General features: G+C 67.9%; 21 protein-coding genes and 1 pseudogene. 9 read left to right on the forward strand and 13 right to left on the reverse strand.

Annotated features, from left to right (window positions below; all coding sequences use genetic code 11):
- Positions 1-245: 245 nt before the first annotated feature.
- Complete coding sequence (locus tag MKK65_RS13695; RefSeq protein WP_058194763.1) at positions 246-998, reverse strand: 16S rRNA (uracil(1498)-N(3))-methyltransferase; 753 nt, start codon at positions 996-998, stop codon at positions 246-248.
- Positions 999-1,229: 231 nt separating this feature from the next.
- On the opposite strand from MKK65_RS13695, the gene MKK65_RS13700 reads away from it, so the two are divergent.
- Both MKK65_RS13700 and ubiA read left to right on the forward strand, forming a co-directional pair.
- Entirely contained in the window at positions 1,230-1,700 is a 471-nt protein-coding gene (locus MKK65_RS13700; protein WP_243958257.1) for a hypothetical protein, read from the forward strand.
- A 94-nt stretch (positions 1,701-1,794) separates the two neighbouring features.
- Positions 1,795-2,742 (forward strand): 4-hydroxybenzoate octaprenyltransferase, encoded by a 948-nt coding sequence (gene ubiA / locus MKK65_RS13705; RefSeq protein ID WP_243958258.1) that lies wholly within the window; start codon positions 1,795-1,797, stop codon positions 2,740-2,742.
- 15 nt (positions 2,743-2,757) lie between these two features.
- Here the strand turns inward: ubiA and MKK65_RS13710 are convergent, their stop codons facing one another.
- Complete coding sequence (locus MKK65_RS13710) at positions 2,758-3,225, reverse strand: DUF6101 family protein (protein ID WP_243958259.1); 468 nt, start codon at positions 3,223-3,225, stop codon at positions 2,758-2,760.
- Between the two features lie 422 nt (positions 3,226-3,647).
- Here MKK65_RS13710 and MKK65_RS13715 point away from each other — a divergent pair, with 422 nt between their 5' ends.
- The gene (locus MKK65_RS13715; protein WP_243958260.1) at positions 3,648-4,463 is read left to right on the forward strand and encodes an inositol monophosphatase family protein; all 816 of its coding nucleotides are present in this window, start codon (positions 3,648-3,650) and stop codon (positions 4,461-4,463) included.
- Between the two features lie 275 nt (positions 4,464-4,738).
- On the opposite strand, the gene MKK65_RS13720 is transcribed toward MKK65_RS13715, so the two are convergent.
- Together MKK65_RS13720 and MKK65_RS13725 are read right to left on the reverse strand one after the other, a co-directional pair.
- Complete coding sequence (locus tag MKK65_RS13720; protein ID WP_243958261.1) at positions 4,739-4,975, reverse strand: AsnC family transcriptional regulator; 237 nt, start codon at positions 4,973-4,975, stop codon at positions 4,739-4,741.
- Between the two features lie 161 nt (positions 4,976-5,136).
- Complete coding sequence (locus tag MKK65_RS13725) at positions 5,137-5,346, reverse strand: cold-shock protein (protein ID WP_243958262.1); 210 nt, start codon at positions 5,344-5,346, stop codon at positions 5,137-5,139.
- A gap of 316 nt (positions 5,347-5,662) precedes the next feature.
- Here MKK65_RS13725 and MKK65_RS13730 point away from each other — a divergent pair, with 316 nt between their 5' ends.
- Entirely contained in the window at positions 5,663-6,052 is a 390-nt protein-coding gene (locus tag MKK65_RS13730) for a hypothetical protein (RefSeq protein ID WP_058194769.1), read from the forward strand.
- Here MKK65_RS13730 and MKK65_RS13735 read toward each other — a convergent pair whose 3' ends face one another.
- Complete coding sequence (locus MKK65_RS13735; RefSeq protein ID WP_058194770.1) at positions 6,053-6,256, reverse strand: hypothetical protein; 204 nt, start codon at positions 6,254-6,256, stop codon at positions 6,053-6,055. It lies immediately after the preceding gene.
- 144 nt (positions 6,257-6,400) lie between these two features.
- Between MKK65_RS13735 and MKK65_RS13740 the strand changes: the two genes are divergently transcribed.
- On the forward strand, positions 6,401-6,979 hold the full coding sequence (locus MKK65_RS13740) for a type 1 glutamine amidotransferase domain-containing protein (protein ID WP_243958263.1): 579 nt from the start codon (positions 6,401-6,403) through the stop codon (positions 6,977-6,979).
- A 27-nt stretch (positions 6,980-7,006) separates the two neighbouring features.
- Here MKK65_RS13740 and MKK65_RS13745 read toward each other — a convergent pair whose 3' ends face one another.
- Both MKK65_RS13745 and MKK65_RS13750 read right to left on the reverse strand, forming a co-directional pair.
- Positions 7,007-8,665 (reverse strand): calcineurin-like phosphoesterase C-terminal domain-containing protein, encoded by a 1,659-nt coding sequence (locus MKK65_RS13745; protein ID WP_243958265.1) that lies wholly within the window; start codon positions 8,663-8,665, stop codon positions 7,007-7,009.
- Between the two features lie 141 nt (positions 8,666-8,806).
- On the reverse strand, positions 8,807-10,105 hold the full coding sequence (locus MKK65_RS13750; RefSeq protein ID WP_058194773.1) for a murein L,D-transpeptidase: 1,299 nt from the start codon (positions 10,103-10,105) through the stop codon (positions 8,807-8,809).
- A gap of 342 nt (positions 10,106-10,447) precedes the next feature.
- On the opposite strand from MKK65_RS13750, the pseudogene MKK65_RS13755 reads away from it, so the two are divergent.
- Together MKK65_RS13755 and MKK65_RS13760 are read left to right on the forward strand one after the other, a co-directional pair.
- Positions 10,448-10,885: pseudogene (locus tag MKK65_RS13755) on the forward strand (copper chaperone PCu(A)C); the annotation flags it as partial.
- Positions 10,886-11,245: 360 nt separating this feature from the next.
- Positions 11,246-11,776 carry a DUF1465 family protein gene (locus tag MKK65_RS13760; RefSeq protein ID WP_058194775.1) on the forward strand — a complete coding sequence of 177 codons (531 nt, stop codon included), beginning with the start codon at positions 11,246-11,248 and terminating at the stop codon, positions 11,774-11,776.
- 47 nt (positions 11,777-11,823) lie between these two features.
- On the opposite strand, the gene MKK65_RS13765 is transcribed toward MKK65_RS13760, so the two are convergent.
- Entirely contained in the window at positions 11,824-12,603 is a 780-nt protein-coding gene (locus tag MKK65_RS13765; protein ID WP_058194776.1) for a MetQ/NlpA family ABC transporter substrate-binding protein, read from the reverse strand.
- Positions 12,604-13,051: 448 nt separating this feature from the next.
- Positions 13,052-13,300 carry a 50S ribosomal protein L31 gene (gene rpmE / locus MKK65_RS13770; protein ID WP_010682778.1) on the reverse strand — a complete coding sequence of 83 codons (249 nt, stop codon included), beginning with the start codon at positions 13,298-13,300 and terminating at the stop codon, positions 13,052-13,054.
- Between the two features lie 242 nt (positions 13,301-13,542).
- Between rpmE and MKK65_RS13775 the strand changes: the two genes are divergently transcribed.
- Both MKK65_RS13775 and MKK65_RS13780 read left to right on the forward strand, forming a co-directional pair.
- Positions 13,543-15,387: an ABC transporter transmembrane domain-containing protein gene (locus tag MKK65_RS13775; RefSeq protein ID WP_058194777.1), complete on the forward strand. Its 1,845-nt coding sequence runs from the start codon at positions 13,543-13,545 to the stop codon at positions 15,385-15,387.
- Between the two features lie 95 nt (positions 15,388-15,482).
- On the forward strand, positions 15,483-16,508 hold the full coding sequence (locus tag MKK65_RS13780) for a D-cysteine desulfhydrase family protein (RefSeq protein WP_243958266.1): 1,026 nt from the start codon (positions 15,483-15,485) through the stop codon (positions 16,506-16,508).
- A 38-nt stretch (positions 16,509-16,546) separates the two neighbouring features.
- Here MKK65_RS13780 and MKK65_RS13785 read toward each other — a convergent pair whose 3' ends face one another.
- The 4 genes from MKK65_RS13785 to MKK65_RS13800 all read right to left on the reverse strand — a co-directional run bounded on the left by MKK65_RS13785 (position 16,547) and on the right by MKK65_RS13800 (position 21,264).
- Positions 16,547-17,995, reverse strand: a complete 1,449-nt coding sequence (locus tag MKK65_RS13785) for a flippase (protein ID WP_243958267.1) — start codon at positions 17,993-17,995, stop codon at positions 16,547-16,549.
- Positions 17,995-19,038 (reverse strand): glycosyltransferase family 2 protein, encoded by a 1,044-nt coding sequence (locus tag MKK65_RS13790; RefSeq protein ID WP_243958268.1) that lies wholly within the window; start codon positions 19,036-19,038, stop codon positions 17,995-17,997. Before MKK65_RS13790 ends, MKK65_RS13785 begins: the two co-directional genes overlap by 1 nt.
- 232 nt (positions 19,039-19,270) lie before the next feature.
- Positions 19,271-20,284 (reverse strand): peptidoglycan -binding protein, encoded by a 1,014-nt coding sequence (locus MKK65_RS13795; RefSeq protein ID WP_243958269.1) that lies wholly within the window; start codon positions 20,282-20,284, stop codon positions 19,271-19,273.
- Entirely contained in the window at positions 20,284-21,264 is a 981-nt protein-coding gene (locus MKK65_RS13800; RefSeq protein ID WP_243958270.1) for a MotA/TolQ/ExbB proton channel family protein, read from the reverse strand. Before MKK65_RS13800 ends, MKK65_RS13795 begins: the two co-directional genes overlap by 1 nt.
- Positions 21,265-21,736 lie beyond the last annotated feature (472 nt).

Raw genomic sequence — 21,736 nt, forward strand, 5'->3', positions numbered from 1 at the left:
GCCGGAATGCTCCGGCGAGTCCGTCCGGCTCAACCCCGTCCCGCGAGCGGAGACCGGACGGACACCCGTGCCGGCTCCGGGAGCGCGGCGCGGGGGCCATCCGCCCCGGGACATAATCGAGGCGCCGGGAACCGACAACGCGGCGCCGTGAACCGGGGCCCCGGTTCGCCCTGCTTCCGTGGAACAATCCGGCGGCCGGCCGCTCTCATGTGCGCCGGCACACATGGTTCCGACAGGCCCCGCCCTCAGCGCGCGTCGCCCAGCACCGCCTGGACCAGGGTCAGCACCGCCACCGCGGCGGTGTCGGCCCGCAGGATGCGCGGCCCGAGGGACAGGGCGACCGTGTTGGGCCGCGCCCGGATTGCCGCCCGCTCGTCCTCGGAGAAGCCGCCCTCCGGCCCGACCAGAACGGCGAGCGGCGGTGCCGCCGCGGGATCGGCGGCCTCGCGCAGCGCCCGGACCGGATCGCTCACCGGGGCGTCCTCGTCGCAGAACACCAGCAGCCGCTCGGGGGCGAGACCCGCCAGCGCCGGGCCGAGCTTCTCCGGCTCGGGACAATCCGGGATCGCCAGGATGCCGCATTGCTCGGCCGCCTCGACGGCGTTGGCGCGCAGGCGCTCCATGTTGATCCGCTCGCCCTGGGTGTAGCGGGTGATGACCGGGCGGATCGTCCCGGCGCCCATCTCGACCGCCTTCTGGGCGAGGTAATCGAGGCGGGCGCTCTTCAGCGGTGCGAACAGGTAGTGCAGGTCGGCGCGTGGCGTCTGCGCGCGGGTGCGCTCGGCGACGTGGAGGTCCGCGCCCTTCCGGCCGGTCTGAACGAGGTGCGCGCGCCACTCGCCATCCCGCCCGTTGAACACCAGAACGGGATCGTCTGGGCCGCGGCGCAGGACGTTGAGGAGGTAATTGGCCTGCGCCCGATCGAGCGGCAGGACCACGCCGGCGCCGAGATCCGATTCGACGTGGAGGCGCGGGGCGGTGAAGTCGTAGGCCGGCATGGCTGGGTGGTCGCGCGGTCGGGTGGCGCTGTCAACGCGGGCCGCGGGGCCGCACAGCCCGCAAACGTGTTGCGAAAAGGTTACGAAGGCCGGTTTTTGGCACTTCCCCCACCCCAGCATGGCCTCGCCGGTTTGCCGCTCGATTGACGCCACATTCCTATGGCGAACCCAAGGGAACGGAGTGGGGCCGGCGGTGCGCGGTCTCCGGCATGCGTCTGAGGGAGTCGCAGGATGGCATACGGGAGCTTGAGTCTGGGGGCGGCGGCGCTCGTCGGCGGCCTGCTGTTCGGCACGGCGGCCTTCGCGCAGGGCGCGGCGCCGGAATGCGGCACGATCCAGAAGACCCTGGCCGAGCGCAAGGCGCTCGTTTCCCGTGCCAACGCCGCCTCGACCAGCAAGAAGAAGATGACCCCGCAGGAAGCCTGCGCGCTGTTCGGCAAGCTCCAGTCCAACGGCGCCGAAGGCATGAAGTGGATTACCGCCAACAAGGAATGGTGCTCGATCCCGGATTCGTTCGCCGAAGGCTTCAAGGCCGACCATCTCAAGGTCAGCGGTATCCGTACCAAGATCTGCGGTGTCGCGGCCCAGGCAACCAAAATGGAAGCGCAGGCCCGCGCACAGGCGCAGAACGGCGCCAGCAGCGGCCTGCTCGGCGGCCCGGGCTTGACCGGCAGCTTCAAGCTGCCACAGGGCGCGTTGTAAGATCGTCTGAGAGGATCACGGGTCCGGCGCGGGTCCCTCCCCTCTGCGATGGCGGAGAGCGGGATTGCGCGTGGGACGACCGGAGATCCGACCGATGAGCGGCACGGCGGCAGAGGACGGGCGTCCGGCCGACGCGGTGCGCGGACACTGGGTCGAGCGCGCGGCGCCGCGGCCCTGGCGGCCCTATCTGCGGCTCGCCCGCATCGACCGGCCGATCGGCTGGTGGCTCCTGCTCCTGCCGTGCTGGTGGTCCTCCGCCCTGGCGGCGATCAAGGCCGACCTGTCCTTCCCCGATCCCTGGCACTGCCTGCTGTTCCTCATCGGAGCTGTGGCGATGCGCGGGGCGGGCTCGACCTACAACGACATCGCCGATCGCGACCTCGACGCCCAGGTCGAGCGCACCCGCCAGCGCCCCCTCCCGTCCGGGCAGGTCCGGCCGCGCCACGCGGCCCTGTTCCTTCTGGCGCAATTGCTCGTCGGCCTCGCGGTGCTGCTGCAATTCAACGAGCAGGCGGTGATCGTCGGCCTGTGCTCCCTGCTGCCCGTGGCGATCTACCCGTTCATGAAGCGGGTGATGCCGATGCCGCAAGCGGTGCTGGGGCTGGCCTTCGCGTGGGGCGCGCTGATGGGCTGGGCGGCCGTGTTCGCCCGCCTCGATGCCCCGGCGCTGCTGCTCTACGCGGGCACGATCTGCTGGGTGGTGGGCTACGACACGATCTACGCGGTCCAGGACATTGAGGACGACGAGATCGCCGGGATCCATTCCTCGGCCCGCCTGTTCGGCCGGCACGTCCGGGGCGCCGTGGGCCTGTGCTACGCGCTCGCCGTGCTGTTCATCGCGCTGGCGGCCTGGGGCGCGGGCGCGGGGCTCGTGGGTTTTATCGGGGTCGCGGGCTTTGCCGCGCATCTTGGCTGGCAGGTCTGGTCGCTGCAGGAGCGCGACGGGCGCGGGGCGCTGACTTTGTTTCGCGCGAACCGGGATTCCGGGCTCATCCTGTTCGCGGGCCTCTCGGCGGACGCGCTGCTGCGCAGCCTGACCTGAGGGCCTACCGCGCCTTCAGGTGCGGGCGATGATCTCGTTCTCGCCGCGGAAGATCTGCGGCCGGGCCGGCAGCCGGCCGGTCTTGCGACGGGTCAGGAAGCGCGGGCGGCGGGCGCCGAGGCCGGCATGCCGCCGACGGATGCGCACGCGTCCGAGGATCAGCCGACCGATCTGCTCGGACACCGGCACCAGCACGCCGTCTTCCCGGACGATCATCCGCACCAGCCCGGCCCGGGCGGCGATGTCGCGCCAGATGGCGACCACGTCGTCCTCGTCGAAGCTGCCGATCCGGTGCAGCTCTTCGCCGTCCGCGTCGACCAGGATCAGGCTGAAGCGGTCGGCGCCGCAGATCTCGGCATCCTCGGTTGCGTAGGCCAGGGCGACGCCTGCTGCCTTGCGGGCGCCGGAGATGCGACCGATCACCGGGAGCGGCGACGGGACGATATCGAAAGCGGCCAAAGCAGCGGCCTCACGGGCATCCATCGAAAGTCCTTCGCGACGTTCGTCCGTGAACGAGGAAGTGTTCATCTGTCCGGGTCCCTGGAGCAAGTGGCGACCCGCGCCGGGCCGTCCGTTATGCCAAGCAAAATCGCACCCGAACTCCTCCGCACAGCTTAATCACCGTCGTTAAGCGATTCTGGACGGGGATGTCATTTGAGGAATGCTCAATGCTTCCTTGAATGCTCAACACTTCCTTGCGAAGATCGGTCAGTCTCGATCCATCCCGGTGGCAGAGTGCGGATCCTTGTGGCCGTGCCGGTGGCGCCCTACAACGGGAGCGAGCGGGTGGGCTTGGCCCTCCGGGATCTCAGATCGTCTTCCGAGCCGGCTCTCCACGTCCGACCAGCCGGGCGGAGGCGCCGATGTGGCCCGATCCGGGCCTGACGCCGTCCATGCGGAGCGCAATGCCCGAGCCCATCTCCGACGCGGCCGTATCCGCCCTGATGCCGGACCTGCGCGCGGTCATGCGCGAGGCCGCCGACATCGCCCGCCCCTATTTCAAGCTCGGCGGCCAGACCTCCGCGCGGATCTGGTCGAAGGCCGGCGGGTCTCCGGTGACGGAGGCCGACGTCGCGGTCGACACCTTCCTGAAGATCCGACTGAGCGCCCTGGTGCCGGGGGCGGCGTGGCTGTCCGAGGAGACCGCGGACGATCCGGCGCGCATCGGCCACGACCTCGTCTGGATCGTCGACCCGATCGACGGCACCCGGGCGTTCCTGTCCGGCCATCCCGACTGGTCGATCGCAGTCGCCCTGCTGGCCGGCGGCCAGCCGCGGATCGGGTTCGTCCATGCCCCCGTGGGCGACGCGGATTACGAGGCGGTGCTTGGTCGCGGCGCGACCCGGAACGGCGAGCCGATCCGGGTGGACGCCAAGGAGGCGCTGCCGGGTGCACGCATCACCGGTCCGAAGCCGATGCTCGACCGCCTGGCGCGCGGCGCGGGCGCCGATGTGGATTTCACGCGGATCGACCGCATCCCATCGCTGGCCCTGCGGCTCGCCCGGGTCGCGGAGGGCTCGGTCGATGTCGGCCTCATCTCGGGCAATGCCCGCGACTGGGACATCGCGGCCGCCGACCTGATCCTGCGCGAGGCGGGCGGCGTGGTCTGCGACCTGAAGGGTCGGGCGACCACCTACAACCGGCCAGATCCGGTCCACGGCGAACTGCTGGCGACACCGGAGGCCCTACGGGATCCGGTCCTGGCAGCCTGGGATCGGTAGGGCACGCCCGTTCGGTTTACGCGCGCGGCCTTTTTCCCGGACACCCGGAACGCCGGTGGAAGGTGATCCGGGACCTCGCAGGCGAAGCGCCGCGCAGCGGCACGGTCTGAGAGCCGACGATGCCGCTGTGCAGGTTATGTGCTGAGCCCCAGGTCGTATTCCGCCTTGGCGCCGCTTGGGAGATCAACGGCGCGCAAGAGCCGCGCTCGATCTGACATCGAACGCGGCTCCATACGAGACGAGCGTTTGCGAAACCCCATACGGGACGCCGGCCCTCAGGCCGCCGCTGCCTCACGGATGATCACCGCGTTGGGAGCAAGCCCCAGACGCTCGGCGAGATGCCAGTGCAGTTCGCGTGGGGAATGATAGTTATAGGACCGATCGATCAGGTTGGTGAGATCAGCCCCGGTCTCAGTCGCGGACTTGGCCCGCGCCAGCCGCCCGACCCGGAAGGTCGGCGCATCGGTGACGGGGGAGCGGACGCCGCGGCGCCGCGTATATTCGAACATCATTATTAAGTGTGTCTTTTCTTTTCTGGACCGGACGTCTGTGCGCGCCCGGCGTCGTTTCTGCTGGTTGCCTCCGACGCCCCCGCGTCCCGGACGGTCTCGCCCGGGTGGAAGCGTCGGAAGGGGGAGCCGCGTCATGCGGCCGGTTCAATCCCGGTTGCGGATCAGGCCGCCTGGAGGTTGCCCGCGGCGTCCTTGCCGCTGCGCTTGTCCGTCAGGACCTCGTACGAGAGCCGCTGGCCCTCGACCAAGTTGCGCATCCCGGCCCGTTCTACGGCGGAGATGTGAACGAACACGTCCTTGCCGCCGTCATCAGGCTGGATGAAGCCGTAGCCCTTGGTCGCGTTATACCACTTCACAGTGCCGGTATTCACGTAGGGTACCTCGTTCGTCCATAGGTCACGCGCACGGCGAGAATGCCGCGCGATGCACCACGGTCTTGCTGGGTTGGCCAGTGTGGCAGGGCGCGAGACGCTGGTCGCTTGAACGCGCCGGTCTCGGTGGGAAAGCCCCCCGGAGCTCTATTTAGGCGCTGCCTGCGGCGGCAACAAGGCATCTTAAACGCGGCGTCTCGGTCGCAGGTCGAACGGGGCCGGCGGGACGGCGCGGCGCCCCCTGTGATTTCCGGCACTTCCGATGCATATACGGAACGCGGACAGACAGTTAAGGCGCGTGGCTCCCGGGCGATACATGGCAGGCATTTCGGTCTCGCTGGATGGCGCGAACATCCAGCTTTCCTTCCAGAAGGACGATCAGGCGACGGCGGTGGTGATGGATGCCCGCGCGGCCCGCGCCCTCGTGCGCGCCGTCGGTCAGTTGCTCACCGCGATCGACGACAGCGACGAACCGGACCTCGGCGAGGGCCTGGGCGACGAGGAGGTTGCGATGCTCGACGTCACCTCCTCGGCGATCGAAGTCGGCACCGACGAGGAAGGCCAGGCCGTCGTCGCCCTGCAGGCCGGCGCGCTGCCGCCGTTCCAGCTGCGCCTGACGGACGAAGAGGCCCGCCACGTGGTGACGAGCCTCTCCGAAATTCTCAGTGCCCCGCGCGACGTTCGCACCTCGCACGGCGGCCACTGATCACATCCGGGTGCCCGGATCGGTCGGCGCGCCGGGGAAGACGTCCGGCTCGGAGCCTGGGCCGCCCGGCTCGCCGATACCGGGATCATTCACCGGATAGGGCGTCCGCGGCCCGGTCGGCCCGATATCGGGCTCCTCTTCGGGCAACGGCGGCGGGGGCGGCAGATCGCCGGGCGTAGGCTCGGGGAGGCCGGGATTGGCCATGGCGGTCTCCTGATGGTTTTCGGGATGCCGCATCAACGGGCCGCCTTTCCATGGGTTCCGCGCGCCGGACTGCCATGTCGCGCGTCCCGGAACAGCCGCTACCGACTTCGGTTGATCGGGGAGACCCCCTCAAGGAGGCCCGCCATGACCGATATCCGCCAAGCCAAGATCCTGATCCTCGCCACCGATGGTTTCGAGGAGAGCGAACTGACCGTGCCGCAGGCCAAGCTCGCCGAGGCCGGCGCCACCGTGACCGTCGCCGCTCCGCAATCGCGCGAGAGCGAGGGCACGATCCGCGGTTGGGACAAGACCGATTGGGGTAAGGAGGTCGCAGTCGACCTCGATCTCGACCGGGTCGACCCGGCCGCCTACGACGCCCTGGTCCTGCCGGGCGGACAGATCAATCCGGACAAGCTTCGGCTCGAGCCGAAGGCGCTCGCGGTGATCAAGAGCTTCCTCACCTCCGGCAAGGTGGTCGCTGCGATCTGCCATGCGCCGTGGCTCCTGATCGAAGCCGGCGCGGCCAAGGGCCGCGATCTCACCTCGTTCGCCTCGATCCGCACCGACGTGATCAATGCCGGCGGCCGCTGGCACGACAAGGAGGTGGTGACCGATCAGGGCATCGTCACCAGCCGCAGCCCGGAAGACCTAGACGCCTTCTGCGCCAAGATCGTCGAGGAGATTCAGGAAGGCAGCCACGGCAGCCGGCAGCTCGCGGACTGAGGATCCGCGCGGCTGACGGCCTGACCGTCAGCCGCGCGCGCCGTCGCCCGTGACTTCCAGCACCGCGCAGGATCGGATCGACCGTCCGTACTCGTCCGTCCCGTCGATCGTTACCCGATGGGCGCCGGGCACGAGGTCGTCGGGCAGACGTGCGGTCCAGATATGGGTCGAGGGCGTCGCCTGGACCCAGCTCTTCTTGGTCTCGGGGTAGCGCGCGTAGAGTTCTGTTACGAACGGGTCGAGGCGTCGGGTGCGCGCCAGCGGCTCCGGCGCCCGGTCCCCGATCCGGACCGTCAGGGTCGTCCGGGGGCCGCCGTCGAAGACGTTGACCACGAGATTGGTCGAGGCCAGCGCGTCCTGCGGGACCGGCGGCCGCAGCGCCTGCATCGGATGGCTCGCCCGGACCATCTCCGGAGCGGCGGGGCGCAGCTCGCTCTCGAAAGCAATCCGCATCGTCGCGTCCGGCTCGCCCTGGGCGGGGACGAAGCGCGTCGTGTAGGCGGTGCCGCGGATCGAGAGCACGTGGAAGCCGTTCGGGGTGCCGTCGCGGCTGTCGGCGGAGGGGATGCCGGTGCGGGTATCCGGCCCGCTCCACCAGGAGCCGGACACGGCGGTCATCACATGGTGGTGGTGCCCCTCCGCCAGATAATGATGCTCGGTGGTGTGGGTGTGGCCGGCGAGGCTGAGCACCTTGCGGCCCGCCAACACGTCGAGGAGCGCCGCCCGGTCGATCGTCGCGCTGCGCGGGTCGTCGCCGGTATCGGTGACGAGCGGGATGTGGGTCGCCAGCACGATCAGGTCGTCCGGCGGGATCTCGGCCAGGAGGTTCTTCAGGAAGGCGAGAGTCCGCTCGCCGATATGGCCCCGGTAGGTGTTGGCCCCCACGGGGACCGGCGGCCCCATCCACTCGACATTGTCGAGCATCACGAACAGCGCGCGCCCGTGCCGGAATGCGTAATTCGGCGCCCCGAACACGCGCTTCCAGGTCTCGCGGCTGTAGCGGGCATCCGGGGCCTGCATGTTGAGGTCGTGGTTGCCCGGCAGGCTGTACCAGGGCAGCCCGATCCGCCCGACGATGCGGTTGGAGCGGCCGTAGAGCGACAGGTCGTCGAACAGCACGTCGCCCGTGGTCAGGCCGAAGGCCGCCGGGATCGCCATGGCCCGGGCGACGGCGGTGTCGCGCACATGGTCGAGCTCGAACCGGCTCTCGGGCTGCGGATCGGTGAACAGGATCACGTCGAAATCCGCGGGCTCGTCCACCCGGGTCAGGGTGAAGTCGATCGAGGCCGGCAGTGGTCCGGTGGGTGCGAGGCCCTTGTAGCGCAGGCCCAGGCTCGCGGGCGTGCCGCCGGGCTGGTGGATGTAGGAGTGCTGGGGCACGTTGTCGGCGTCCCGCGGCAGGGCGTAGCCCGGCGGCTTGATCACGAAGACCGTGCCGTCGCCGGGCATTGGCAGGCGATAGCGTCCCTGGCCATCCGTGCGCGCGACCTCGCGGCCGTTGGAGACCAGCACGCCGGGCAACGGCGCGCGCTCAGCGCCCGCCGCCTGGACGGCGTAGACGATGCCCGTGGCCTCGCCGGATTCCTGCGCTTCGGCGCGGCCAACCAGAAGCGAGAGGGCGGCGGCACCGGCCAGGGTCTCCCGGCGCGTGAGGCATCCGGCGGCTGGGATCGAATCGCGCGTCATCGGGGGCTCCTGCTCGGCGGCAAAGGCCAAGCAGAGGCGTTTGACCGCCCGATGACAGTACCGGTCCCCGAACGCGCGAGGCCCGCACCCCGGGCGGGGTACGGGCCTCGGACGAAACCGCAGGCGTGAAGCGCGGTGCGCTTACTCTTCGTCGCCGGGCTCGAAGGTCTGGGGCAGCGGCTCGGCGCTGGCGACCGGGGTCGGCGCCCCGATGGTCGAGGGCACGTTCACGCCGTCCCGCTTGTAGATGTCGTCGCGGAACTGCACGAGGCCGTCCGGGGTCGCCCAGGCGGTGATGTAGGTCCAGTAGACCGGCACCGGCTGCGCGATGTTGGCATCGACGCGCTTGCCGCTCTCAATGGCCTGCTCGACCTGCTCGCGGCCCCAGCCGGGCGTGTCCTTCAGGAGCCAGGTGATGTATTCGCGCACGTTCTGCACGCGCACGCAGCCCGAGGAGATGAAGCGGAAATCGTCGCCGAACACGCCTTTGGTGTTCGTGTCGTGCATGAACACGCCATAGGGGTTCGGGATGTTGATGCGCACGATGCCCATCGAGTTGAAGTCGGCACCCGATTCCTGCCGGTAGGTGTAGCGCGTGCCCTCATCCGAGTTCCAGTTGATCGAGCGCGGCGAGACCTCGCCGGTGCTCGACAGGATGTGGATCTTGTTGTCGGTGAGGTAGTTCGGATCCTTCTGCATCTTTGGGATCAGGTCCTTCTTCACGATGGAAGCCGGGACCGTCCAGGTCGGGTTGAAGTTGATCTGCGTCGCCTTGGTATTCATGATCGGCGACTGGCGGTCGATCTTGCCGACGCCAGCGGCGTGCAGCGTGACGACTTGGCCGTTCTCCACGGTCTCCACCAGGGCGGCCGGGATGTTCATGATCACGAAGCGCCGGCCGAGATCGCCCGAATAGGAGCGCAGGCGGACGACGTTGGTCTCGAGTTGGTGCAGCCGCACGTCGGCGGGCACATTCATCGCCTGCTGGGTGGCGAGGCTCATCGCGCCGGTCTGGCTGAGGCCGTGACGGGCCTGGAACCGCTTCACGCCGGCCGCGACATAGGAATCGTACACGCCCGAGCCGCCGGCGGCCGGATCGAGGTCGCCGGTGACGATCAGGCGTTGGCGCACCGCGGCCACCGCCGGGCCCTTGGCGCCGACGCGCAGGCGCTCGGCGCCGGAGACCGGGCGCCAGCCGCCGCGATTGACGATCTCCCGGTAGCGCTCGACCATCTGCTCGGTCGCCGACACCGTCTGGGGTGACAGGATCGGCACGGTCTCGCGCTGCACCTGCATGCCGGCCGGCGAGGCGTAATCCTGCGCCCATTCGGCTTGGGCATAGTTGCCCTGGTCCCGGGCCTCGGCGGCGCCCAGGCTGAGCGTGCCGAGCGCGGCCACGCCCAGGATGGCGGTGAACCGGTTTGTTGCCTTGATGCGCATCAGTCGCTGGCTCTTGTCCGGAGTTCGTCAGATCATGGCGAGAGCGGGTGTACTCGGTCGCCACGGTGTCGGGATGGGCTTAAGACTCCCTATCGAAGGGGCCGGATTGTGGCATCGGCGTGCGCCAACGCACGTCGCGGCCGGCTGCGGCGCGGCGACAGCAGTCACCAGAGGCCCTGTGTGGCAGAGATGCCACCGCCGGGCGCTCCAGACCGGGATCCTCCGGCCGGTGCCTCGCGCCGCCGCGGCGGTCGCGGGCCGCTGACTTCAAGAAAGCAGGACGCAAGCATGCCCATGAAGATGTTGTCCGCGGCCCTCCTCGGCCTCGGCCTGTTCGCAGGCGCCGCCCAGGCGGATCCGATCAAGGCCGGCGACCTCACGATCGAGACCCCGTGGCTGCGGGCCACCCCGAACGGCGCCAAGGTCGCGGGCGGCTACGTGCGGATCGTCAACACCGGCTCGGCCCCGGACACGCTCACCGGCGCCGCGGTGCCGTTCGCGAAATCCGGCGAGATCCACTCCATGTCGATGGAGGGCGGCGTGATGAAGATGGCCCCGGTCCCGGGCGGCCTGACGATCAAGCCCGGCGAGACCGTAGAGCTGAAGCCCGGCGGCTATCACCTGATGTTCGAGGGTCTCACCGGTGCCCCGAAGGCCGGCGACACCGTGTCCGGGACGCTGACCTTCCAGCGCGCCGGCGCGGTGCCGGTCACGTTCTCGGTAGCGCCGGTCGGCGCGAGTGCACCGGGCGGCGGCGCTCAGCATCAGCACCAGCATTAGCCTCCGGTCCGGCTCGTAGATCCATCGGTGTCACACGTTGCGCGTGTCTCGTAAGAGGCCGCGCAACTGAATATCGCGCGCTCTCACCCCGCTGTTCACGGGACGCTGGACTTGCACACGGGCATTTCCAGGCCTGACCGCAGGCAGCACGTATTCGCCGGCGTCCAGATCTCCTTTCGAATGCTTGCGCAGGGCCACGCCTGCCATATCTCTACAATCGGCCGGCTCATTAAGGTTAAGAAAGGTCTAACCCTGATGCCGCCGCGGTTCGGCGCTAGGATTGCGGCGTCGTCCGAGAGCCATGGCCGGAATGTCCCGGTCCGGGACGGCTAGGCCCGTCGGCGGCACAGGAGAGGCAGCATGAACGGCTTCGATGTCACGTTCCGAGACGATCGGGACTGGGTCGATTTCGGCAAGACCTACGTCAATTCCGAGGCGTTCAAGACGCTGTTCCGCGACGGCATGCTGCTCGTGGAGGAGACGGCGGCCTATCTCGATGGCGAGGGCCGGGACGAGTCGCGGCTGGTGTCGCGCGATGCCACGCTGAGCTACGCAGCCGAGAGCATGCGCCTCACGACGCTGTTGATGCAGATCGCATCCTGGCTCCTGGTGCAGCGCGCGGTCTCCGAAGGCGAGATGACCCCGGCGGAGGCGCTTCAGGAAAAGCACCGGGTCAAGCTCGGCAGCACCGAGCCACCCAAGCAAGCCGATTTCTCCCTGCTGCCGGTGCGGCTTCAGCAGCTGATCCTGCGGGCGCGGCGCCTGCACGCCCGCATCCTGCATCTGGATTCCCTGATCACCGACGACCGCCCGACGCCGATGCCGGTGGAGAGCCCGGTGGCGGCCCAGCAGGGGCTGCTCCGCATGGCGTTCCGGTTCCGTGAAGGGTGAGGGCTTCTGCGCGGTCGAAGCCTTCAAGCCCGACCGCGCGCGATGCTTCAGAAGGCCGGCAATTCCCCCGGCCGCTTCGCGGTGATGTAGGCCCGGATCGTGTCGTTCTGGTAGGCGTGGACGAGCTTGGGAACCCAGGGAGCGTTCCTGTCCGTCTCCCGCACCGCGATGAAGTTGTTGTACGGGTTGTTGACCGACGACTCGATCGCGATGGAATCCTGACCCGGCTTCAGCCCGGCGCCGACCGCATAGTTCGTATTGATGATGGCGGCGTCGAGGTCGTCGAGGCTGCGCGGCAATTGGGCGGCGTCGATCTCGCGGAACTGCAGCTTCTTCGGGTTGTCGATCACGTCGAGCACGGAGGGCAGGATGCCGACGCCGTCCTTGAGCGTAATCAGCTTCTGAGCCTGGAGCAGCAGCAGGGCCCGGCCACCGTTGGACGGGTCGTTCGGGATGCCGATTGACGCGCCGGTCTTCAGATCGCCCACGGCCTTCACCCGCCGGGAATAGAGGCCGATCGGCGAGACGATCGTGTCGCCCACCGCCACGATCTTGTAGCCCTTGGCCTTGATCTGTTCCTCCAGGAAAGGCTTGTGCTGGAAAGCGTTGGCCTGGAGGTCCCCGGCATCCAGGGCGGCGTTCGGCAGGAGATAGTCGGAGAAGACCACCAGATCGAGGTCGAGCCCGTCCTTGGCGGCGATCGTCTTCACCGTCGCCCAGACGTCCTCGGAATCGCTCATGATGCCGACCTTGATCTTCTCGGCCGCGATGGCCGGAGCCGCGAAGGTCAGTAGGATGGCGAGGGCGGACAACAACCAGCGTTTCATGAAAGACGATCCCGAATACGACGCTCGCAGCGTTCGAGCGCGTGCGTTGATGGGTTTGGGTTTCGTTGCGTCACGGACAGATGGCGCGCCGCGATCCGGCCGGGACCGACGGCAGCGACCGGATCCGAGGGATCGGGCGTCGCTGATGGTCGTTGGCCGGGCGGATCATCGACGCCGGGGACCCTACGACGGCGCGGCTTGGCCGGAAAAGTGGCCGGGGAGATCAAGCCTGCCAGCCAGAAGGGTCTCGATATGCCGACGCGGAAGAAAATTCCCTCGGAACGCGTCGAACGAGATCGGCCTCACTGACTGGCCCGAAACTTTGCGACGCCATTCCCACTGGAAAAACCATCGCCGGTGCTGAACCAAGCCCCCGCGCGCATAAAAAAACGGGCGGCCCCGCGAGGAGCCGCCCGTCCTGATTCGTACCGGCGCGAGCCGCCCGGGCTCAGCGCTTGCCGAGGTTGCCGAACCGCGAGTTGAAGCGCGAGACGCGGCCACCGCGATCGAGCATCTTCTGCTCGCCGCCGGTCCAGGCCGGGTGCGTGAGCGGATCGATGTCGAGGTTGAGGGTGTCACCCTCCTTGCCGTAGGTCGAACGGGTCCGGTACTCCGTGCCGTCCGTCATCACGACCTTGATGAAGTGGTAGTCGGGGTGCTCGGTCCCCTTGGCCTTTGCGGCCGCGTCCTTCGCCATGACCTGTCGTTCCTGTTCTGGCACGCCGGCGGGGAGCGCAGGAGGCGCCGCCCGGCCCGGAATGCGGAAGGTGTCAGCGGTTGCACCGAACCGTGGGTTCGTGGCAACGGCACGTCCAAGCCGACCGTGGTGGCGGCCCGCGGCCATTGAACACGCGCAATCGGATGAGGGGCGGCGTATATCGCAGCCTCTCTCCGGGAACAAGCGCTATGGACCGGGTGGGAAGAGACGCGTGAGGCGTGATGGCCCGTAAGACGAAAGCGGCCGCGGCCGGCCGGCCCAAGGCGCCGCTGAGCGCGCTCCGGCCACTCCTGCCCTTCGCCCTGCGCTACCGCGGGCGGATCGCCGCCGGTATCCTCGCCCTGATCTGCGCCTCGGGCTCGACCCTGGTGGTCCCGATCGCCATGCGGCGGGTGATCGACCACGGCTTCACGACCGACGGCGCGAACGTCATCGACGCCTATTTCCTGGCCCTGCTGGGCGTCGTGGCGGCCTTCGCCCTGTCGAGCGCGGCCCGGGTCTATACGGTCGTCACCCTCGGCGAGCGGGTGGTGGCGGATCTGCGCAGCGCCGTCTTCGCACGCCTGACGATCCTCGATCCCGCCTTCTTCGACCGTTCGCAATCCGGCGAGATCGTCTCCCGACTCACCGCCGACGCGACGCAGATCAAGGCGGCCTTCGGCGTCTCGATCTCGATCCTGCTGCGCAACCTGTTTCTGTTCGTGGGCGCGACCGCCATGATGGTGATCACCAGCCCGCGCCTCTCCGTGATGGTGCTGGCGGCGATTCCCGTCATCGTGTTCCCGCTGATCGTCTCCGGCCGCGGCGTGCGGCGGCGCTCCCGGGCCGCCCAGGACCGGCTGGCCGATGCCTCGGCCTACGCCGCCGAGGCGGTCGGGGCCGTGCGGACCATGCAGGCCTTCGGACGCTCGGGCACCACGGCCGCCAAATTCGCCGCCGCGTCCGAGGAGGCCTATGGCGCCGCCCGGGATTCGATCCGGGCCCGGGCTCTGCTCACGGGCGTTGCGATCTTCCTGATCTCGGCCTCGGTGGTCGGGGTGATGTGGTATGGCGCACAGGGCGTCCTCAACCACACGATGACCGGCGGCGAACTCTCGCAATTCGTGCTCTACGCGGTGTTCGGCGCCGGTGCGCTCGGCCAGCTCTCCGAGGTCTACGGCGACCTCGCCATGTCGGCCGGTGCGGCCGAGCGGCTTACCGAGATCCTTGCGGCCGAGCCGGCGATCCGCACGCCCTCCCCGGCCCTGCCGCTGCCCGAGCCGGCGCGCGGCGCCGTCAACTTCGAGGCTGTGCGCTTCGCCTACCCGACCCGACCCGGCCACGCCGCCCTCGACGGGCTGACCTTCGCCGCCGCCCCCGGCGAGCGCATCGCCATCGTCGGGCCTTCGGGGGCCGGCAAGTCGACGGTGCTGCAGCTGCTCCTGCGCTTCTACGATCCGCAGGGCGGCCGCGTGCTCGTCGACGGCACCGACATCGCGCAGGTCGATCCGGAGGCCCTGCGCGCCCGCATCGCCCTGGTCCCGCAGGATCCGGTGGTGTTCTCCGGGACCGTCTCCGAGAATATCCGCTACGGCCGTCCCGAGGCCGGCGAGGCCGATGTCCGGCGCGCTGCCGAACTGGCGAATGCACACACCTTCGTCACCGCCCTGCCCCAGGGCTACGACACCCAGGTCGGCGAGCGGGGCGTGACCCTTTCCGGCGGCCAGCGCCAGCGCATCGCCATCGCCCGGGCGATCCTCAAGGATTCGCCGATCCTGCTTCTCGACGAGGCGACCTCGGCCCTCGACGCGGAATCCGAGCGCGCCGTCCAGGCTGCCCTCGACACCTTGATGCGCGGCCGCACCACCCTGGTCATCGCCCACCGGCTGGCCACGATCCGGGCCGCCGACCGCATCCTGGTCCTCGACGACGGCCGCATCGTCGAGACCGGCACCCACGAGAGCCTGCTCGCTCAGGGCGCGCTCTACGCTCAGCTCGCCAGCCTACAATTCACCGACGCCCTGGACGAGACCGCCCGCGGCAAGGGACTTCGGACACGCGGCGAACGCATCCCCGCCGCCGAGTGATGTTCGGACTTGGGTGTGTAAGGTTCGGCGACGGAAGGTGTCTATCCGTCGCCCGGAACCGGGACAGGAGCGACAGCGCGGTGTAAAAACTCGGGATGACCCACCTCGACCTCGCCCGCTTCCCGCGCCTGCCGTTCCTCGCGCAGCCGACCCCGATCGAGCCTCTGGACGGGCTGATGCGCCATCTCGGCGCGTCCCTGAACGGCGTGCGGATCTTCGTGAAGCGGGACGACGTCGCCGGGATCGGGCTCGGCGGCAACAAGCTGCGCAAGCTCGAATACCTGCTCGGCGCCGCCAAGGCCGAGGGCGCCGACACCGCGATCACCGTCGGCGCGATTCAATCGAACCACGCCCGACTCACCGCTGCGGCCTCCGCGCAGGCGGGCCTGGCCTGCGAACTGTTCCTCACCCGGAGCGTGCCCCGCCAGGACCCGGACTACACGGGGAACGGCAACCGCCTGCTCGACGACGTGTTCGGCGCCACAGTCCACGAGCTTCCGGGCGAGGCCGACTCGCTGGCGGCTGCGGAGGCCCGGGCGGCAGAGGTGAAGGCGGAGGGCCGCCGCGCCTACGTCTTCCCCTCCGGCGGATCGAGCCCGACCGGCTGCCTCGGCTACGCCAATGCCGCCTCCGAGATCCTGACCCAAGCGGAGGCGATGAACGTCACCTTCACGCAGATCGTCACCGCCAATGGCAGCGCCGGCACCCATGCGGGCCTCGTCGCGGGCCTCGCCGCGATGGACATCGATCCGGTGCTCGCCAAATCCTTTGCCGTGCTCGCCGAGGAGGGCCGCGCCCGCGCCGAGGTGCTGGAGAAGGCCAACGCCACCCTGGCCCTGATCGGCGCGGAGCGCCGGGTGTCGCTGCAGGACATCAACCTCGATGGGCGCCATCGCGGCCCTGGCTACGGCATCCCTACGGAGGGCATGCTGGAGGCGGTCCGGCTGATGGCCCGGACAGAGGGGAAGCTGCTCGACCCCGTCTACAGCGGCAAGGCCTTCGCGGGCCTGCTGCATGACGTGCGCGCCGGGCTCTACCCGTCCGGCTCGTCGGTGCTGTTCCTGATGACCGGCGGCACACCGGGGGTGTTCGCCTACAAGGAGACGCTGGCCGGGCGGTAGCACGCCCCGGTCGCCGCGAACCGACGACGAGGCATCCGTTACTTACGCTGAAATCGACTCATATCGAGGCCGATATAGCCCGTGATATCGGTTGTCTTCAAAAGCCAGACTGCCATTACGAGCACCGGTAGAATTGCCACGGCAAGACTCGTCAGTAGGCCCATGCTCGCAAAAGTCGCGACGAAGGACATGGCGACCACAAGCGCGGGAACGCCGGTCACCTTCAAGTCGGACAGCTTCATCTCGCTGAACCGCGTTTGCAACAGCAGGTCCATCAGAACGCGTGCGCACCACGCCACCGCCGCTCCGGCGAGGCCGAACAGGGAAATCAGGGCCAGGAGGAGGCCGACGAACGGCAACAGCTCCAAGGCATGAATCTTCGCGACCGTGTCGGGGCGTCCCCTGGCTTGCAAGAGCGTCCAGGGGATGTAGCCGATGCTGTTGATCCACATCCCGACAAGCAGGATCGATGCGGCCAGATGCGCGTGGCTCGCGAATTCGGCGTTGATCCAGAACGCCAACGCCGGCTGCGCCAGGATGATGGCGGGTGCGCAAGTCAGCGCCATGAGGCCCGCTATGATCTCAAGGGACTTTTCACTGACACGTCGCGCATTGCTCGTATCGAGCACCGCCAGTCTGGGAAACACGGCCCGATTCAACGATGCCGGGATGATCAGAACCTTCGAGGCCATGCTGAAGGGAACGGAATAATACGCCGTCGCCTTCGGTCCGAGCGTCGCGCCGATGATCATCTGATCGAGGCCATTCAGGATCGGCGAAATCATATCCGAGATCGTGATCCATCCGCCATAGCGGAACAAGCCTCTGATATAAGCCGACCGAAAGACCGGCCGCCCAGCCGGATACATCCACTTCACGCAGACTAAGCCGAGCCAGCAGACGTTGAGGGCCCTGGCTATGACGGCCCCCAGGATGGCCGATGGGAGATCGTGATCGCCGTAATAGAAGAACAGCAGCGGCAGGGTTTGCAGGACGATCGACCCGACCGACTGCTGCACGTTCAATTCCAGGAACATCTCCTGGGATTGAAGGCACCCGGCGAAGACTCCGCCCAACAGGCCGACAGGGAAGAACAACGCGACCCATGGCAGGGACCGCACGATCTCGCTCTGCAACTCCAGAGAGTCGGCGAAGTGCGCGGCCGACGCTGACGACACGACGTAGAAACACATCGCCGAGAGCAGCCCCAACCCCAGGTTCAACCCGCAGGCGGTGTAGAAGACGCTGGTTCTCACAGCCAGCGGCTGATCGGTCAAGGACGACAATCGATAGGCCGTCGCCCGTGACAACCCGAGATCGAATACCCCGAAATAACCGAAGGCCAGCCAGATCAGCGAGATCAGGCCATATCGCGCCTCACCGACCAGTTTGATGTAAATCGGGACCGTTAGGAAGGCGATGACGATCGGCGCAATGCTGCCGGCCAGATTGTACATTGCATTGTGATGTATTTTTTTGCCGGCCATCAATTATTCGCCACCCGTCGCCCCATTCGAAGTACGCCGAACATCAAATCCTTCACAAGCAATCGCCAGCTCAGACCGCCTCGGCGATACGCTCGATACCCGCCTTGGCGTAGGAGTTTCAGGCAGCGCGAAAGACGGCTGAGCGGGCGATCGCGGGTATAAATGTCGATGCGATCCGCCTCGAACTGCGCGATCGCATTCCAGTATGAGGACGCCGCCCTGGCCTGATCGCGCAGTCGCGATGGGGAATCCGATGCGGCGAGGTCCATCAGGATTTTCGAACGGTGCGCCGCCACGGCATCGCGCCGGAGATTCTTATGGGCGGCCACACCCAAATACTTCGAAATTTTATGGAGTAAATGCGCCTTCAGATCAGGGGTCTCGTTTTTATCATGGCGGCGATAGAGAACCAAAGGCTGCGGATCGACAACGATTCGCCCGAGACTGGACGCGAGAAAATAAATCCATAAGTCGTGTGACAGGGATCCGTGCCACTCGAACGTGTGTCCACCACGGTCGTCCGCGTCGAACAGATCGAAGACGTCGCGTCGGAATACCATCGAGAACCCGTAAAAGACGCCCCACGGTGGGAGCGTCAGCGGGCCCAGAACGGACCTCGTCCGAACGCCTTGCGTGAATCGTCCCGCTGCCGCGCCCGTTGCGTCGACGATTGTTGCGCCATGCACATAGAGATCGGCGTCGAACGCCTCGATCGTTCTCAGCGACACTTCGAGTTTGTTGGGAAGCCAGATATCGTCCTGATCGCAAAACGACAGATACGCGCCTGTGGCCTGTTTCGTCGCGCTCAGGAAATTGCCGCCGTACCCGAGTCGCGTCTCGTTCTCGATGATCTTGACCGGGAACGGGGCCGTTTTCGCAAAGCCTTTGACGATCTCAATCGTGTCGTCGGTCGACGTGTCATCGGAGACGATCAACTCGGCGGGGAGATGCGTTTGCCTGGCGATGCTGTCGAGTTGCTCAGAGATAAATCGCCCACCGTTGAAGGTGGCCATAACCACCAAAACGCTGAATTTGGTGTCCATCGACAAATACAGGCGACCTTTAAGATACAAAGTGACCAGTTATCATTACTAAATGTCTATCAAACATGGAGGCTCAGGAGTCAATACGATCCTTGATCGTGTCCCGGCGACGTCCCATACGGCGCGCTTCGGTAGCGGCAGGTCGGGCCGGGAGATTAGATTCAGCGAACCCGTCGATCAGACTGCCGAATCGCGACCTTTCGCGCAGCCCGGGGGTTCGGACGGCCAGCCGCTACCGCTCGGTGAGCTTCATCTCGATCCGCCGGTTCCGCGCGTAGGCATCTTCGGTGGTGCCGGCATCGAGGGGCTGGAACTCACCGAAGGCGCCGGCCAGGAGGTGCTGAGCCGGGATGCCCTTGCCGGCGAGGTACTGCACCACCGCGATGGCCCGGGCGGCCGAGAGCGCCCAGTTCGAGGGGAACTGCGCGGTGTTGATCGGCCGCGCGTCGGTGTGGCCGTCGACCCGCAGAACCCAGGGCAGGTCCGCCGGGATCTGCTTGGCGAGATCGGCGATGGCCCCGGCGATCCGATCGAGCTCGGGGCCGGCCTCGGGCTTCAGCGTCGCCGAGCCGCCGGGGAACAGCACCTCGGATTGCAACATGAAGCGGTCGCCGACCACGCGGATGTCCGGGCGGTTGCCGAGGATCTGGCGCAGGCGCCCGAAGAAGTCCGAGCGGTAGCGGGCCAGTTCCTGGACTTTCTGGGCCAAAGCGACGTTCAGCCGGCTGCCGAGCTCGGCGATGCGGACTTGCGATTCGCGATCGCGGGTCTCGGAGGCGGCGAGCGCATCCTCGAGCGCCGCGAGTTGGCGACGCATGGCGCTGATCTGATCGTTCAGCAGGTCGACCTGGGACAGGGCCCGCTTGGTCGCGCCCCGCTCGGCCTCGATCTGCTTGTCGAGGGCGCCCGCGGCGCCCTGGCTGACGGTCGCGGCCTCGGCCTGGGACTTGGCCTGGTCACGCTCGGCCTCGACGCCGGCCAGCGTCGTGCGAAGGCTGCGCACCTCGTCCTCCTGGTTGCGGCGGTTCGAGCGCTCCAGGGCCAGCAGGTCGGTGAGGTCGGCGATCTGGCGGTTGAGCTTGACCAGCGTGGCGTCCCGCCCGGTTAGCTCCTGCGACAGGAAGAACTGTCCGACCACGAAGACGGTGAGCAGGAACACCACCGCCAGCAGCAGCGTCGCCAGCGCGTCGACATAGCCGGGCCAAACGTTGAGGGGGCGCCGGGACCGGGCCGCGGTCGAGGCCACTACACGCGCTCCCGGCCCAGCCGGTCGAGCACCTGCTTGAGTTCACGCTCGCGGCTCGCCTGGGCCTCGACCCAGTCGCGGATCATCTGCTGCTCCGCGCGCATGTGCTGAACGAGGCCCTGGATGCCCTCGGCGAGGTTGGTCATGGCCAGCGTCGCCGCCCGGCCGCCACCGCCTTCGGAGACGATGGCGGTCAAACGCTCGATCGCCTCCTTGAGGTCCTGGGAACCGGCGGCGGCGGGCCGGATCGCGCCCGCTGCTGCGGGCTCGGCCACCGCCTGGCCGGAGAGCAGCCAATCCTGCAATTCGTTGTGGAACCGGGCATGAGCCTGGCCGGCCTGCAATTCCAGGAAGCCGGTGATCAGCGAGGAGGCGAGGCCGAACAGCGAGGCCGAGAAGGCGAGGCCGATCCCGGAGAGCGGGACCGCCAGCCCGGATTTCAGCTCGTCGAACATCACCCCGGCATCGCCGCCGCCGCGCATGCCCTTGATTACCCCGCCCACGGCCGAGAGGGTGTCGATCAGGCCCCAGAAGGTGCCGAGCAGGCCGAGCAGGATCAGGATGCCGGCGATGTAGCGCAGCATCTCGCGACCCTCGTCGAGGCGCGCCGCGATCGTATCGAGGTAGCCGGAGGTGCCGGGCAGCAACACCCCGGTCTTCCGGGCCGCGATCATCGGCACCATCGGCGCCAGCAGCGTCGGCGGCTTCCTGGCCTGCGCCCCGGTCGCCACCGCATTGACGTAGCTGACCTCGCGGAACAGCCGCATGACCTGCCCGAAGGCGATCAGCACCGCGATCAGGAGCACCCCGAGAATCAATCCGTTGAGGCCGGGATTGGCCAGGAAGGCCGGGGTGATCTGCCTGAACAGGATGAACGCCAGGAAGCCCACCAGGATCAGGAAGATCACCATCCGACCGAGATAAATCCCGGGCCGTGCCAGCGGCTGTATTTTATTCTCGTTGTCGTCGCGGGCGGCCATCGGTCGCTCTAGCCTGATCTCACTGTGGAACCGCCGACAGGCGGGCTCCGTCGCAGCCACTGTGGGGGCAGCCCCGCACGCGATCAAGTCTCGCCACGGACACGCTTGTGTGGCGTTCGCGTGGTTCGGAGCCGATCCTGTCCGTGCCATGGCGGATGCCGCGGGCGAACGCGCGGCACAACCGGACCATTGGGGGTAGAGGCTGTTGGCGGCTCGATCGCGGCCGCCACGCGAGAAGGGCTTTGGTTCGATGGCGCGTCCCGCGCCGTCAACGCGAGCGCAGCGAAGCGACCCAAAGAAACGCTACGTTCGGAGATCGCCTGCTGTCTTGGCCTTCCTCGCTGCGCTCGCAATGACGGTGGAAGGGATTTGGCAGCGCGTCGAACCAGGTTCGCACAATTATTGCCGCCGCTCGGAAGTTGTGCCTACCGGTTCTGATAGTAATCCCAGACCAGGAAGGCCGGGAATGGGA

The organism is Methylobacterium sp. J-001 (assembly GCF_022829565.1).
In the GTDB taxonomy this organism is placed as follows: domain Bacteria; phylum Pseudomonadota; class Alphaproteobacteria; order Rhizobiales; family Beijerinckiaceae; genus Methylobacterium.